Here is a 13,462-nt window from a genome sequence, read left to right as displayed (position 1 = left end):
CCCCGCCCGTCAGACCGGCAGGGGCGCCGGCTCGGGCCGCGGGGCCGGCGCGGCCCTGTGCCTGCGCCGGACCGCGTACCGCTCGCTCCACAGCGCGGCCATCACCCCGCAGAGCAGACCCAGCGCGCCGACACCGGCCACGGCCCGGGTCCGGTTCGGCGGCAGCGACACGGTGCCCGGCCGGTTCACCAGGTCGACGCTCATCAGCGAGTCCTCGGGCACGTGCTGGGTGGCCTGGAGCGCGCCCAGGTGCCGGCCGTAGGCCGCGATGATCAGCTGCACCACGCGGTCGGCCTCGGCGGCCTCGGGCTGTTCCGCCTCGATCTGCAGCGTGGGGATCGAGTAGAACGGCGTGGCGCTGGTGCCGCTGTTGCGCGGGCTCAGGCGGTACGTCCCGTGCACACCGTCCGCGCGCAGCTCCGCCTGCCCCTCGGGCGAGCGCAGTTGCTGCACGACGGCGTACGAGACGGCGGCCAGCGCCGGCTGGAGGTTGGTGAGCTGGTTCGGCTGGTTGTCGGTCCGCGGCGGCTTGACCACCAGCACGGCCGAGCTCAGGAACCGCGGCTCGGGACGCAGCACCGGGTAGCAGGCCGCGGTGGTGACGAGCAGGACGAGGGCCAGCACGTACCACCGGCGCAGCAGCACGCCGACGAGTCCTTCGGGCGACAAGACATCTCTTTCCATCAGAACCGATACTGGCACCACGAAGAGGAACCGGGGGAGGGTTCGTGAGCATCGCCGAGATCTTCCGCGTACTGCGCAGGCGGTGGTACGTGATGGTGCCGCTGACGGTGCTCGGACTCCTCGCGGGCGGATTCCTCTATTCCACCGTCCCCGTGACGTACGAGTCCCAGAGCCAGCTCACCCTGCTGAACTCGCCCCGCATCGCCAAGCCGGCCCCGAGCTACGGCAACCCGCTGGCCTACGCCAGCGGTTCGCTGATCAGCACCGCCGACGTGCTGATCCGGGCCCTCCAGTCGCCCGAGTCCGCCGAGGCGCTGCGCGGGCACGGCGTGACCGACGCCTACACCGTCGACTTCGCCGCCAAGGCCGAGGGTCCGCTGCTCACCCTCACCGTGACCGGCGAGGACCGGGACAAGGTGTTCGCCGAGACGAAGACCATCACCGACTTCGCCGCCGAGCAGCTGGTGGCGCTCCAGAGCGAGGCGCGGGTGCCGTCGGACTACTCGGTGCGGGCCGCGCCGATCGTCCCGCCGCAGAAGCCGGTCTCGCAGCCCAAGTCCCGCTACCAGAAGGTCGCCGCGGTCCTGGTCCTCTGCCTCACCAGTGCCTTCCTGCTCTCCTTCGTCACCGACGTGTGGGTGGCCGCGCGCCGCCGCTCGCGCGGCCTGCCGTCCCTCGACGACGGCCCCCGCGGGCCCCGGCCGGGCGCCTCACGGCTGCGCAGGCAGCTGACCCGGCCGCTGGACGCCACGACCGTCCTCACCGGCTACCTGGCCCTGGCGCTCTTCCTGCCGTCCAACCTCGCCCTGCCCGCGCTGGGCGGCGCCGGCACCCCCGCCAACGTCTTCGCCCTCCTCGGTCTCTTCTGGTACCTGGCCACCTGGTGCACCGGCCGGCTGGCCCCCGCGCCCGGCACCCGCACGGTACGGACGGCGGTCCTGCTGCTCGGCTTCGTGGTGCTGCTCTCCTACGTCGCGAACACGGCCCGGATCAGCTCCCAGAAAGAGGTCCTGGCCGCCGACCGCGGGCTGATCGTGCTCCTGGTGTGGGTCGCCCTGATCGTCCTGGCCTCCGCCGGCATCCAGGACCGCGCCCGGCTCGACGTGCTGATGCGCCGGCTCGTGGTGATGGGCTCGGTCGTCGCCCTGCTCGGCCTGTACGACTTCTTCACCGGCACCAACATCGCCGACTCGCTGCGCATCCCCGGGCTGAACTCGAGCGTCGCCAACGTGGCCGTCCTCGACCGGGGTTCGTTCACCCGGCCCCGCTCGCTCACCGCCCATCCGCTCGAGTTCAGCGGCATGCTGGCAATCCTGGTGCCCTTCGCCATCGCCCAGGCCTTCGACCCGGCGCGGGCCCACCTGAGCACCTTCCGCCGCTGGGCACCGGTCGTCCTGCTCGGCGGGGGACTGCCCCTCACCGTGTCCCGGACCTCGATCATCGGTCTGCTCGTCGTCGTCCTGGTCATGGTGCCCCGCTGGAAGCCGCAGCGGCGCTGGACGGCCATCGGGGTCCTGCTGGCCGCCGTGGCCGTGTTCAAGGTGCTGGTGCCCGGCCTGATCGGCACCATCACCGGCCTGTTCTCCGGCAGCCTGAACAACGCCGACAGCAGCACCCAGGCGCGCACCATCAAGTACCCCAAGATCGCCGAGTACTTCATGGAGGACCCGGTCCTGGGACGCGGGTTCGGCACCTTCACCCCGGAGCGCTACTTCTTCACGGACAACCAGTACCTGCTGACCCTGGCCGAGCTGGGCGCCCTCGGTGTGCTCGCCCTGCTCGTCCTGGGCCTGACCGGCGTGCACAACGGCGGCTCGATCCGCCGGCTGGCCCGAACCGAGTCCGACCGGGAGCTCGGCCAGGCGTTCTTCGCCTCCGCCCTGGTCGCCCTGGTCATCAGCGCCACCTTCGACACCCTCAGCTTCCCGATGTTCGCCGGAGTGTTCTTCCTGTTGCTGGGCGCGGGCGCCGGCTGCCTCGGCTTCGTCCGGCGCGAGGCCGCCGGGGAGAGCTCCGGCCCGGCGTCCGCCGGGAAGGCCGAAGAGCCCCCGCGGCGCCCGACACCCGACGCCCCACCGCACCTTGTGGAGATCTGATGCACCCTCAGCACGAGGCCGCCGACCGCGGCCCCGTCGCCGTCCTCGTCGTCACCTGGAACAGCGCCGCGGTGCTGCCCGGGTTCCTCGCCGCCCTCCCGAAGGCGATGGCGGGCCTCGACTGGCGGCTCGTCGTCGCCGACAACGACTCCGCCGACGACACCGTCGCCGTCGTCCGGGCCCTGGCCCCCGAAGCCACCGTCGTGGAGACCGGGCGCAACGGCGGGTACTCCTTCGGTGTCAACGCCGCCCTGCGGGCCGCCGGCGGCTGGGAGGGCGGCTTCTCCGCCGCGCTGGTGTGCAACCCGGACATCCGGATGAGCGAGGGCTGTGCGGCGGCCCTGGTGGACGCGCTCGGCACGGAACTTCCCGACGGTGACCGGGTCGGGATCGCCGTCCCGCTGCTGTACGAGGAGGACGACGCGCTCATCCACTCGCTGCGCCGCGAGTCGAGCGTGTCCCGGGCGTTCGGCGAGGCGGTGCTGGGCAATCGCCGGGCGGGCCGCTTCCCCGCCCTCAGCGAACTGGTCACCGACCCCGCCGCCTACGCCGGCCGGACCCGCGCGGACTGGGCGACGGGCGCGCTGATGGCGCTGTCCAGGGAGTGCCTGGACGCCTGCGGGCCGTGGGACGAATCCTTCTTCCTCTACTCGGAGGAGACGGAGTTCTGCCTGCGCGCCCGGGACCTCGGCCATGTCACCCGGCTCGAACCCGCGGCCCGCGCCGTCCACCTCGGCGGCGACTCCCGTGTCTCGCCGCGCCTGTGGTCGCTGCTGACCGTCAACCGGGTGAGGCTCTACCGGCGCCGGCACGGATTCGCGGCCACCGTGGCCTTCCGGGGGGCCGTGCTCCTGCGGGAACTCTCCCGGGCCGCCCTCGGCCGGGCGCCCAGCAGGGCGGCCGTCGCGGCGCTGCTCACGACGGCCGCGACCTCGCCGGCCGCCGGGGGTCAGTCCCGCCAGGAGGTGTAGAAGCTGCCCGGGTTCACCAGGTAGCGCACGGTGGGCTCCGGCAGGTGCTCCACCCTGTGGGTCCGGCCGTAGCGCCGGACCAGCTCCCAGTCCTCCCGGGGCAGTACCTCGGGGCGTCGCCGCAGCCGGCTGAAGTGCAGGGCCCGGTTGCGGCGGGCGACGAACGCGTTGGTGTCCAGGAAGGACTCGTGCGCCGCCCTCCGCCGGTCGAACGGCACGGACAGGATGTCCATGTCGGTGCCGTCCGGCAGGACGCGGCGCAGCGCGGTGTACACGCCGTCGGGACCGCCGGGGGAGTCGAGCACCTCCAACGCCCGCCGGAGGTGGTCCGGTTCCCAGAGGTTGTCGTCGTCGAGGAAGGCGACGTAGCGGGACCGGGTCAGCCGGATCCCGACGTTGCGCACGATCCCCGCCACGCCGGTGTTGCGCGACAGGGAGACGGCGAACAGACGCGGGTCCGAGGGGAGTTCGGGCAGCCCGGCGCCGTCGTCGACGACGATCACGACATGGTCCTCGACGGTCTGGCCCAGCGCCGACCCCACCGCCCGGAGCAGCTCCTCCGGACGGCGATGGGTGGCGATGACGGTCACGACCCGCGCGGCCGGCGGGTCCGGCCACACCGCCGCGAGGCGGGTGACCTCGGCGTCCTCGGCCCTGCGCAGCCGCAGGGCCGTGGGCGCGAGCAGCAGCTTGTTGCGTGCCTCGTACAGCACCAGCCACCCGAAGATCCGCTTCAGCAGCTCCCAGGGGCCCCGGAGGATCCGGCGCATGGTGTCGGTGTCCCTCTCCCGAGTCCGGTCCGCGTTCAGAGGCGCTGGAGGGACGCCTCCGTGCGGACGGCCGTGAGGGACTTGGTGAGTCCGGCCACCCGCTCGCTGAGGATCACGGAGCGGGGGAAGAGGTAGCGCATCTCGGCCCGGGTCAGCAGCTCGATGTTGATCACCGCGTCCATGCCCTCCTCGGGGCTGCCCGGCCGGCTGTGGGTGAGCGGCCAGTGCCGTACGAGCTTGGCCTGCGCGGCCAGCGGGAGGAACTGGAAGCCGGGCGCCAGGAAGTGCGGCTCCACGGGGAAGTAGCGGTACGGGGTCTGCACCCAGTGCAGCGGTGCCAGCGCCTCGATCGCGGAGACGAAGCGCCGGCGCTGGGCGTGCCCGCCCACGTGCTCGATCGTGGAGTTGGACACCACCAGGTCGAACTCGCCCAGGGAGGAGGGGATCGACGGGTCGGTGACGTCGGCGATCTCCGCGCTGATCCAGTCGGGCAGCTCGGCGGGGTGCTCCTCCAGGTTCACGAGGTGCACGTGCTTGGGGCGGAGAGGCGACCGCAGCCAGTTGTCCGCCGTGCCGCCCAGGTCCACCACGCTCATCTCCGTGATGCGGGGGAAGCAGGACCGGAAACGCTCCCAGCGGGCCGCGCGGAACCGTTCGCCGAGAGAGTCGGGCGCGTCGACGAATCGGTTGCGGAGAGCACGGGTGAGCGGCATCGCATCAACCACCTGGGGTTTCGGGCCTACGGGGAGTCGCGATCAACGGTAGTCGGGAAGAGGGGATTTATCAGGCGATCGGATGTTCTCAATAAAGCGTCAGAGCGGTTCGGGGACGATCGGCGTCCCGTCGGCCATCCGGTTGCCGCGCCACACGTTCCCCTTGCCCGCGGCGTTCCAGTAGGCGACGGGGCCGTAGAGCCCGCTCTTGGGGTGCAACTCGGGCGAGAACACGTTGTCGGTGACCTCGATCCCGGCCGAGTCCTTGCCGCCCGCGTAGAGCGTGTACGCCCCGCCCGCCAGCCAGTTGTCGTCGACCACGGTGTGGGTGACCGGGGCGGTGTCGGCGAACAGGCCGACGCTCGCCGAGGCGCCCTTGTCCACCGGAGTGGCGTTGATCAGCGTGTTGTGGCGGATGATCAGCTTGCCCTTGCCGCCACCGTTGCTGATCACGGCGTTGGTGTGCTGCCACTCGCCGTCGAGGTTCTTGAAGGGCCGGATGTCGTGCACGTAGTTGTCGTGCAGGTTTCCCTGGCCCATGGACAGGGCGTCACCGAACACCGAGACGTCGCACCAGCCGACCTCGACCGAGCTGGTCCCCATGTTCGACACCGCGTAGTCCGAGCCGCCGTTGTTCGGGCCCTTGCCGGGTACGGCCCGGATCTCGGTGTGCAGGATCCGCAGCCCGGAGTAGCCCGGCCGGAGGTTGACGCCCCACCAGTTGGTCGAGGTGATCCGGCTGTCGATCACCGTCACGTTGTTCGCGTAGATGTCGAGCGAGCCGGTGATGTCCCAGCCCTTGATGACCGTGCCGTCGGTGCGGATCGCCGCGTTGCCGGTGCTCTGCGGGGTCAGGCGGATCCGGGGCCCGGTGGTCGAGGCGTCGGGGTAGCCGCAGGCGCGCGGGCTCGCGCAGCCCTTCGGCGCCGGCGGCTTGTCCGAGCGGACCGGCGGCCCGGACGCCGTCGAGGAGGGCTTGGCCGGGGTCGCCGGTGTGCCCGACGGGGTGCCCGAGGTGCCCGGCACGGTGGTCCGCGGCGGGGCGGGGGAGCCGGTGGCGCCGGGGGAGGTGATCGCGCGGGAGTCGCACAGCGCGGCACCCCCGAGACAGATCGCCTTGCCGCCCACACCGGCGCAGGTCACCAGGGCGAAGAGGAGCACGGCGGTCAGCAGCAGACCCCCGAGGAGCCTGCGGCGGCCGGTTCGGGCCAGGGAACTCACCTCATCGTTCGTGAGCCGGCGCGGCCGGCTGATTCTCCTGAGCCGGGAGTACGGGGACGGTGGGAGCGGTGGTGACGACGCCCTCGTCCTCCTCCCGGCTCCGGCTGTGCCCGGGAAGCGAACCCCGGATCAGTCTGCGGCTGGGCAGCACGCACAACGCGTAGCACACGAGCCCGATGACACTGGTGGCGCACAGGGCGAGCACCCCCTCGCCGAGGCGCTGCCGCAGCATCGTGACGACCACGGTCATCACGACCCCGCCGAGCAGGGGCCAGGCACAGGCCCGGGCGAGCGAGCGGGTCGCGATCCCGCCGCGGCGCAGCGCCAGGACGAAGGCGGGCAGCACCACGAGCCCGGCCACCAGGACGTGTCCGGCGGCGACGGAGGCGATGCCCCCGGTGCGCGCCGCCACGATCAGGGTGGGGACCAGGGCCACCAGCCACAGGGCCTGGATCAGGACGAGCGAACGGCGGCGGCCGATCGCGACCAGGCAGTCGTACGTGAGCTCCGCCGCGATCCGGGCCAGTCCGAGCGCCATCAGGCAGGGCAGCGCGGCGGCGGCCGGCGACCACTTGGATCCGTACAGCAGCTCCACGGCCGGGCGGGCCAGCGCGCCGAGCAGCACGCAGGCCGGCACCGTGCATGTCACCAGCATCGCGAGGGCCCGGCCGAAGCCGTCGGACAGGGCCTTGGGCGAGTCCGCCAGGCGGGAGAAGCCGGCGAACGAGACGCGGCGCGCGGCCTCCGAGATGACGCGGACGGGCCAGCCCGCCATGTTGAAGGCGAGCATGTAGAAGCCCAGGGACACGTTCCCCAGGACGGCTCCGACCACCATGGCGTCCGCGTTGACGACGGCCAGGGACAGCATGCTGGCGCCGGCCAGCGGCAGGCCGAAGCGGAGCAGCGCGCGGGCCTGGTCCGGGTTCCAGCCGAAGCGCAGATAGCCCGGGGCGGCCAGCGCGCAGCCCGCCAGGGCGACCAGGTTGCCCGCCACGGCCCCGCACGCGAAGCTCATCGCGCCCCAGCCCTGGAGGGCCAGGACGAGGGTGACCGACGTGCTGAGCGCGAAGTTGAGCGCGTCGATGACCATCCGCCGGCCCTGGGCGAACTCACGGGTGAGGACGCCCGCCGGCACCTGGGACAGGCCGTCGAGCACCAGGCAGACGCACATCACCCGCAGCACGCTCGACGCCTCGGGCGAGCCGAGCAGACCGGCCACGCCCGGCGCGGCCGCGAAGATGCCCAGGTAGAGCAGGCTGCTGGAGATCGTGCTCAGGGTCAGCACGGTCGGTGCGAAGGACCGGACGTCGCCCTCCCAGCGCACCACGGCCAGCGTCACGCCGAGCTCGTTCGCGGCGAGCAGCACCATCAGCACGGTCTGGGCGACCCCGTACACGCCCCAGGCCGCGGGGTCCAGGACGAACCGGGCCAGGATGATGCCGGTGGCGAAGTTGCCCAGGCGCATGACCATGGTGTTGATCAGGCTCCACCGGGCGGCCGAGCGGACCTTCGTGCCCAGCGAGGCCGCGGTGGCCTCGGTCCCGGTGGTCGGCGCCGTGTCCATGGGAGGACTCCTCGTCGAACGGGTTGTGCGGTGGTGGGGTCACTTCACCCAGGACGGCGGTCGCTTCTTCCCGGCGCGCTCGGACGACGGCAGCAGCGGCAGCTGGACGGTCGGCTGGTCGAGCTGCCGCCCGCCCTCCGGACCGCCCGCGGGTTCGCCGTCGGACTCCCCGGCGCCGGGCCGTTCGGTACGGGAACGGCGCGTGCCGGCCCGCTCGTCGCCGGCGGGCGTGGCCTCGCTCTCCTCCGCGGGAGCCTCGTCCGTGTCCCGGGAGCGGTTCTGGCGGTGCTTCGGGAGCGCCTCGTGCCGGCGGCGCGCCTCGACGAAGAAGGACGCGGCCAGACTGAGGACCAGGCCCGCCGCACCCGCCATGACCAGGTACTGGATCTTGGACTTGAGCTGGGCCTGCGGCTTCTGCGGCGGGACGATGGTCGTCATCCTTATCATCGAGTCCGCCGGCACCGACTGTGTGGCCTGCAGCTCCTCCAGCTTCTCGGCGGAGTACTTCATCAGCGTGTGGTTCGCCGCCAGCACCCCGTCCTCGTCCTCACCGGTCACGGTGAGCCAGAGGAGCGGGCCTTGGGCGTTGTCCGCGATCTTCGCCTCGTACTTGGCGGTGACGCCGCGCTCCCTCAACTCCGCCACCGAGGCGTCGGAGTTGAGGTTGCGCGCCAGGCTGTCGGCCATGCCGGTCAGCGCGGGGACCATCACGAGGTAGGGATTGCCGTCGGCGGCCGTACCCCTCTTGGAGTTCAGCAGCGCCACCGTGCTCTGCGACTCGTACTGCGTCGGCACCATCAGGCCGGCACCGGCGGTGACGGCGGCCGTCAGCAGCAGTCCGGGCACCAGGACGTACCAGCGTCGGCAGATGACCCGAAAGATCTCTGCGAGGTCCATGGCGTTCCCCCTTGCGCCCTTTCTGTGACTGTCGCGCCCCGGGCGTCGGCGGCTGTCGCGGCTCGCGCCCGGACGGCAACAGCCGTACCGGACACGAGGATAGGTGGGATCAGGACCGTAAGAGAACAGTTCTGGATCAACAGTACGTCGATCACCCGTGGTCGGTGGGCCGCGGGCGGCCCTGCGCCGGTCCCCCGTCCAGGAGGACCGAGGCGATGCGGTCGCCCGCGTGGCCGTCCCAGAGTGCGGGGCGGCGCGGCGCGGGCGGGTCCGCCAGGAGGCGTACCGCCGTGGACACGATGCGTTCCGGATCGCGGCCGGCGAGCACGTTGGTGCCCTCCTCGACCGTGATGGGACGCTCCGTGTTCTCCCGGAGCGTCACGCACGGCACGCCCAGGGCGGTGGTCTCCTCCTGCACCCCGCCCGAGTCGGTGAGGACGATCCGGGCGGACGCCTGCAGGGCGATGAAGTCGAGGTAGCCGGCGGGCGGGACGAGCAGGATCCCGCCGGGGACGCCGAGTTCGGTCAGCCGGTCCGCCGCCCGTGGGTGCACGGGCAGCACGAGCGGACAGTGACCGGCGACCTCGCCGAGCGCCTTCAGCAGTCCGGCCAGCACCTCGGGATCGTCGACGTTCGCCGGCCGGTGCAGGGTGACCAGGCCGTATCCGCCGGGGGTGAGCCCGTGCCGTGCCAGGACGTCCGAGGCCGCGGCGCGCTCCCGGTTCGCCAGCAGCGTGTCGATCATGACGTTGCCGACGAGGTGGATCTGGTCCTCCCGGTAGCCCTCGGCGCGCAGGTTCTCCACCGCGTCGGGCGAGGGGGCCAGCAGGTAGTCGCTCAGCCGGTCCGTGGCGACCCGGTTGACCTCCTCGGGCATCGACCAGTCGCGGCTGCGGAGTCCGGCCTCCACGTGGGCGAGCAGCGGACCGCCCTTCGCCGTGACCAGGGCGCAGGCCAGTGTGGAGTTGACGTCCCCGACCACGACGACCAGATCGGGGGAGAGCTCCGCGAGCAGCGGCTCGAAGGACTCCATCACCCGCCCGGTCTGGGTGGCGTGGCTGCCGGAGCCGACTCCGAGGAAGTGGTCGGGCGGACGGATGCCGAGGTCCTCGAAGAAGACGTCGTTCATGGCCGGGTCGTAGTGCTGCCCGGTGTGGACGAGGACCACCTCGGCGCCGCGCCGCTCCAGGGCGTCCATCACCGGTTTGATCTTCATGTAGTTGGGGCGGGCCCCAGCGACACAGATGATCCGCATGGTTCAGAGCACCTCGATCCTGGGTCCGCTCAGCCGCCGGCGGCAGTCGAGTACGAAGGGGGCGTGCTGCTCGACGAGCGCGTAGTCGAAGGCGTCGTGGTCGGTGAGGAGCACGACGGCGTCCGCCGCCTCCAGCTCCTCCTTGGTCAGTTCGACCCGGACGAGCCGCGGGTCCACCCGGTGGCCCTCCACGACGTGCGGATCCGCCGCCCTGAGCTCGGCGCCCATGTCGAGCAGCAGCTGCGAGATGCGCAGGGCGGGCGACTCGCGCGCGTCGCCGGTGTTCTTCTTGTACGCCAGGCCGAGCAGCAGGACACGCGATCCGTTCACCGCGCGGCGCCGGCTGTTGAACGCGTTGATCAGCCGCCGGGTGACGTACTCGGGCATGTGGTTGTTGATGTCGTTGGCCAGCTCCACGAAGCGGAAGCTCTGCCCGAGTTCCCGCTGCACCCGCCAGGACAGGTACGACGGGTCGATCGGCAGGCAGTGGCCGCCGACGCCGGGGCCCGGGGTGAAGCGCATGAAGCCGAAGGGCTTGCTGGACGCGGCGTCGATCGCCTGCCACACGTCGATGTCGAGATGGCGGGCGAACATGGCTATCTCGTTGACCAGCGCGATGTTCACGTGCCGGAACGTGTTCTCCAGGAGCTTGGCCAGCTCGGCCTCCTTCGGCGAGCCCACCGGCACCGTGGTCTCCACGAGCTCGTCGTAGAAGTCCCGGACGGCCTTCAGCGAGGCCTCGTCGACACCGGAGACCACCTTCGGGGTCTCCTCGAAGCCCCAGACCGGATTGCCCGGGTCGATGCGCTCCGGGCTGTAGCCGAGATGGAAGTCGGCGCCCGCGACCAGCCCCGAGCCCTCTTCGAGGAGCGGGGCGAACAGCTCCTGGGTGGTGCCCGGATACGTGGTCGACTCCAGCACCACGGTGGCCCCGGGCCGCAGGTAGCGCGCGAGCGTACGGGCGGACTCCTCGATGTAGCGGAGGTCCGGCGTCCCCTCGTGCAGCGGCGTCGGCACGGTCACCACGGCGACGTCGAAACCGCCGCAGTCCCGCGCGGAGTCGCTCGCCCGGTAGGTGCCGGCCTCCATCGCCGCCCGGATTCGTTCCGAGGACACGTCCTCGACGTACGACTCGCCCGCGGTCAGGCTCTTCACCCGCTCCGCGTCCACGTCGTACCCGATCACCTGGTGACCGACCTCGGCGGCGCGGATGGCCAGCGGCAGTCCGACGTATCCCTGTCCAACCACGACGACGCGCATCACGACTCCCTGCTGGCGGTACGGATCGACGGGGTGGGGCGCAGCAGCTCCCGGGCCGTCATGAGGACGAAGGCGACGTTGGTGGTCAGGTAGCGCCGGCCCAGCCGGCGCGGCTCCTGGGCCGCGCGGTAGAGCCATTCGAGGCCCAGCCGCTGCCAGCCTTCGGGGGCCCGGCGGGTGACCCCGGCCAGGATGTCGAAGGAGCCTCCCACGCCGTGGACGAGGTTCACGCCGCTCCGCTCGCCGTAACCCGCGACGAAGATCTCCTTCTTCGGCGAGGTCATGCCGAGGAAGAGCAGCTGGGCGCCGCTCTCCTTGACGGCGTCGGCGATCGCCGGCTGCTCGCTGTCGTCGAAGTAGCCGTTCCGGCTGCCGGCGACCCGCAGCGAGGGGAAGCGCGCGGCCACCTCGCGCAGCATCCGCTCCAGTACCTCCTGGCGGGCGCCGAGGAAGTACACGGACATGCCTGCGGTCTCCGCCTCGGCGAGCAGCCGCATGAACAGGTCGATGCCCGCCACGCGTTCGGGCAGCGGACGGCGCAGCAGCCGGCCGGCCCACACCACCGCCTGGCCGTCGGCCAGGACGAGGTCGCAGCCCGAGACGGCCCGCGCGAGCGCGGGGTCCCGCCGCATGTTCACCAGCTTCGCCGCGTTGACCACGCCGATCTCGAGCCGCTCGCCCTCGCGGACCGCGGTGAGGCAGCGGTCGAGGGTCTCGTCCATGGTGAGGGCGTCCAGCCGGACGCCGAAAAGGGTCTGGCGCTTCGTCGTCATCCTCGGAGACCTCCGAGCCACGCGTACAGCATCCAGCCGAACTCGTACGGCCGGCACTCGCGGTCCACCGACGCGGGGCGGAACACCCGGTCCAGCGGCCGGAGTTTGAGACCGGGGGCCACCCGGGTGGTGAGGCCGCGGGCGGCCCGCACCGCTTTCTTCGGGTCGCCGCGGTAGACCTTGCGCCAGGTGACACCGAGCTCGTCGAGGACCAGCGGCTCGCCGCCGGGCCCGAGTTCCGGCACGTCCGTCATCCAGCGAAGACCGAGGCGGATCGCCGCGCCGAAGTCGGTACCGCCCGCGTCCGCCAGGTCGAGGAGCGCGGTCGGGGCCATCGCGTGCTGGTGCACGCTGTACACCGGATAGCCCTCCACGACCTCGCCGCGGGGCGCGTCGTAGTGCCACCACCACTGGCCGCCGTCGCCCTGGAGCGCGCAGATGCGTGCCGCGCAGGCGTCCGCCGCGGCCAGGGCCTCCGGGTCGTCGCCGCTCGCGTGCGCACGGGCCAGTGCCTGCAGCGGGTAGGTCTGGTCGGCGAAGCAGCCGACGTGCGAGCGGTACCAGGGGTTGAGGCCGGGTCCCGTGGCGTGCGGGAAGAGCGGGCTGCCGTCGATCCGCGCGCCCATCAGCCGGTCACGGGCCGCGGCGAGCCGCTCCTCGACGTCGACCGTGGAGCGGGCGGCGGCCAGCGCCGACAGCACCCAGGCCGCCTCGACCGTGTACTGCGGGCGCCCGCTCTCGTCCAGGGCGGCGACCCGGTCCAGGGCGTCCGACAGCTTGGGGTGGCTGGTCTCGGCGGCGGCCCAGGCGACGAGCGCCGCGTCGCCGAGGTTGACCACCGACGGCAGTTGCTGGATCAGCAGCCCGGTGAACTCCTCGGCGGTGTGCCCGCCGAGCACGGCGCGCTGCCGGTCGAGGGGGAGGAATCGGACCCCCAGTGCGGTGATGGCCGCGTACCGGAGGCTGGTTCCCCGTTGCTCCAGCGTCCAGGAGCCGTCCTCGGCGGCCGTGCCCACCCTGGTGAAGACGAAGCCGTCGCCGGTCGGCAGCAGCATCGCCGGCAGGCCCGTCTCGGCCAGGCCGAGCAGTCGGGTCGCCAGGGCGTGCAGCGGCTGATCCGCCTCGGCGAGCGCCCGCATGCGTGAACTGTCAGGTGTGTTGGCGGGATCGCCCGGTCTGTGCGTGTCCGAGCCATGACGAGCTGCTGACACACCCACCCCCCTCGGGTCGTTCCCGGGACGGACGAACCGCCCCGGAT

At 72.2% G+C, this 13,462-nt stretch carries 12 protein-coding genes; 2 read left to right on the top strand and 10 right to left on the bottom strand.

Features of this window, described 5'->3' with window-relative positions; genetic code table 11:
- Positions 1-9: 9 nt before the first annotated feature.
- Positions 10-669, bottom strand: coding sequence for a hypothetical protein (locus ACE1OA_RS06360; protein WP_356600527.1), 660 nt, complete (start codon positions 667-669; stop codon positions 10-12).
- A 59-nt stretch (positions 670-728) separates the two neighbouring features.
- On the opposite strand from ACE1OA_RS06360, the gene ACE1OA_RS06355 reads away from it, so the two are divergent.
- Positions 729-2,780 carry an O-antigen ligase family protein gene (locus ACE1OA_RS06355; RefSeq protein WP_384866247.1) on the top strand — a complete coding sequence of 684 codons (2,052 nt, stop codon included), beginning with the start codon at positions 729-731 and terminating at the stop codon, positions 2,778-2,780.
- On the top strand, positions 2,780-3,751 hold the full coding sequence (locus ACE1OA_RS06350; RefSeq protein WP_432752439.1) for a glycosyltransferase family 2 protein: 972 nt from the start codon (positions 2,780-2,782) through the stop codon (positions 3,749-3,751). Before ACE1OA_RS06355 ends, ACE1OA_RS06350 begins: the two co-directional genes overlap by 1 nt.
- Here the strand turns inward: ACE1OA_RS06350 and ACE1OA_RS06345 are convergent.
- From ACE1OA_RS06345 to ACE1OA_RS06305, 9 genes are all read right to left on the bottom strand, one after another.
- Positions 3,730-4,521: a glycosyltransferase family 2 protein gene (locus ACE1OA_RS06345; protein WP_432752438.1), complete on the bottom strand. Its 792-nt coding sequence runs from the start codon at positions 4,519-4,521 to the stop codon at positions 3,730-3,732. The genes ACE1OA_RS06350 and ACE1OA_RS06345 overlap by 22 nt on opposite strands.
- Before the next feature lie 35 nt (positions 4,522-4,556).
- The gene (locus ACE1OA_RS06340; protein WP_356600519.1) at positions 4,557-5,234 is read right to left on the bottom strand and encodes a class I SAM-dependent methyltransferase; all 678 of its coding nucleotides are present in this window, start codon (positions 5,232-5,234) and stop codon (positions 4,557-4,559) included.
- A 99-nt stretch (positions 5,235-5,333) separates the two neighbouring features.
- Positions 5,334-6,455 (bottom strand): hypothetical protein, encoded by a 1,122-nt coding sequence (locus ACE1OA_RS06335; RefSeq protein ID WP_356600517.1) that lies wholly within the window; start codon positions 6,453-6,455, stop codon positions 5,334-5,336.
- 1 nt (position 6,456) lies between these two features.
- The gene (locus ACE1OA_RS06330) at positions 6,457-8,019 is read right to left on the bottom strand and encodes a lipopolysaccharide biosynthesis protein (protein ID WP_356600515.1); all 1,563 of its coding nucleotides are present in this window, start codon (positions 8,017-8,019) and stop codon (positions 6,457-6,459) included.
- Between the two features lie 39 nt (positions 8,020-8,058).
- Positions 8,059-8,916, bottom strand: a complete 858-nt coding sequence (locus tag ACE1OA_RS06325) for a chain length determinant protein (RefSeq protein ID WP_356600513.1) — start codon at positions 8,914-8,916, stop codon at positions 8,059-8,061.
- A 151-nt stretch (positions 8,917-9,067) separates the two neighbouring features.
- Positions 9,068-10,171 carry a non-hydrolyzing UDP-N-acetylglucosamine 2-epimerase gene (gene wecB / locus ACE1OA_RS06320; protein WP_356600511.1) on the bottom strand — a complete coding sequence of 368 codons (1,104 nt, stop codon included), beginning with the start codon at positions 10,169-10,171 and terminating at the stop codon, positions 9,068-9,070.
- Positions 10,172-10,174: 3 nt separating this feature from the next.
- On the bottom strand, positions 10,175-11,431 hold the full coding sequence (locus tag ACE1OA_RS06315; RefSeq protein WP_384866261.1) for a nucleotide sugar dehydrogenase: 1,257 nt from the start codon (positions 11,429-11,431) through the stop codon (positions 10,175-10,177).
- Entirely contained in the window at positions 11,431-12,204 is a 774-nt protein-coding gene (locus ACE1OA_RS06310; protein ID WP_356600507.1) for a WecB/TagA/CpsF family glycosyltransferase, read from the bottom strand. Before ACE1OA_RS06310 ends, ACE1OA_RS06315 begins: the two co-directional genes overlap by 1 nt.
- Entirely contained in the window at positions 12,201-13,343 is a 1,143-nt protein-coding gene (locus ACE1OA_RS06305; RefSeq protein ID WP_432752437.1) for a hypothetical protein, read from the bottom strand. Before ACE1OA_RS06305 ends, ACE1OA_RS06310 begins: the two co-directional genes overlap by 4 nt.
- Positions 13,344-13,462: the final 119 nt, after the last annotated feature.

Origin of the sequence: Streptomyces sp. JL2001 (genome assembly GCF_050917515.1) — a bacterium.
In the GTDB taxonomy this organism is placed as follows: domain Bacteria; phylum Actinomycetota; class Actinomycetes; order Streptomycetales; family Streptomycetaceae; genus Streptomyces.
The sequence above is the reverse complement of the archived record's forward strand: the minus strand, read 5'-3'. Positions and strand labels throughout refer to the sequence as shown.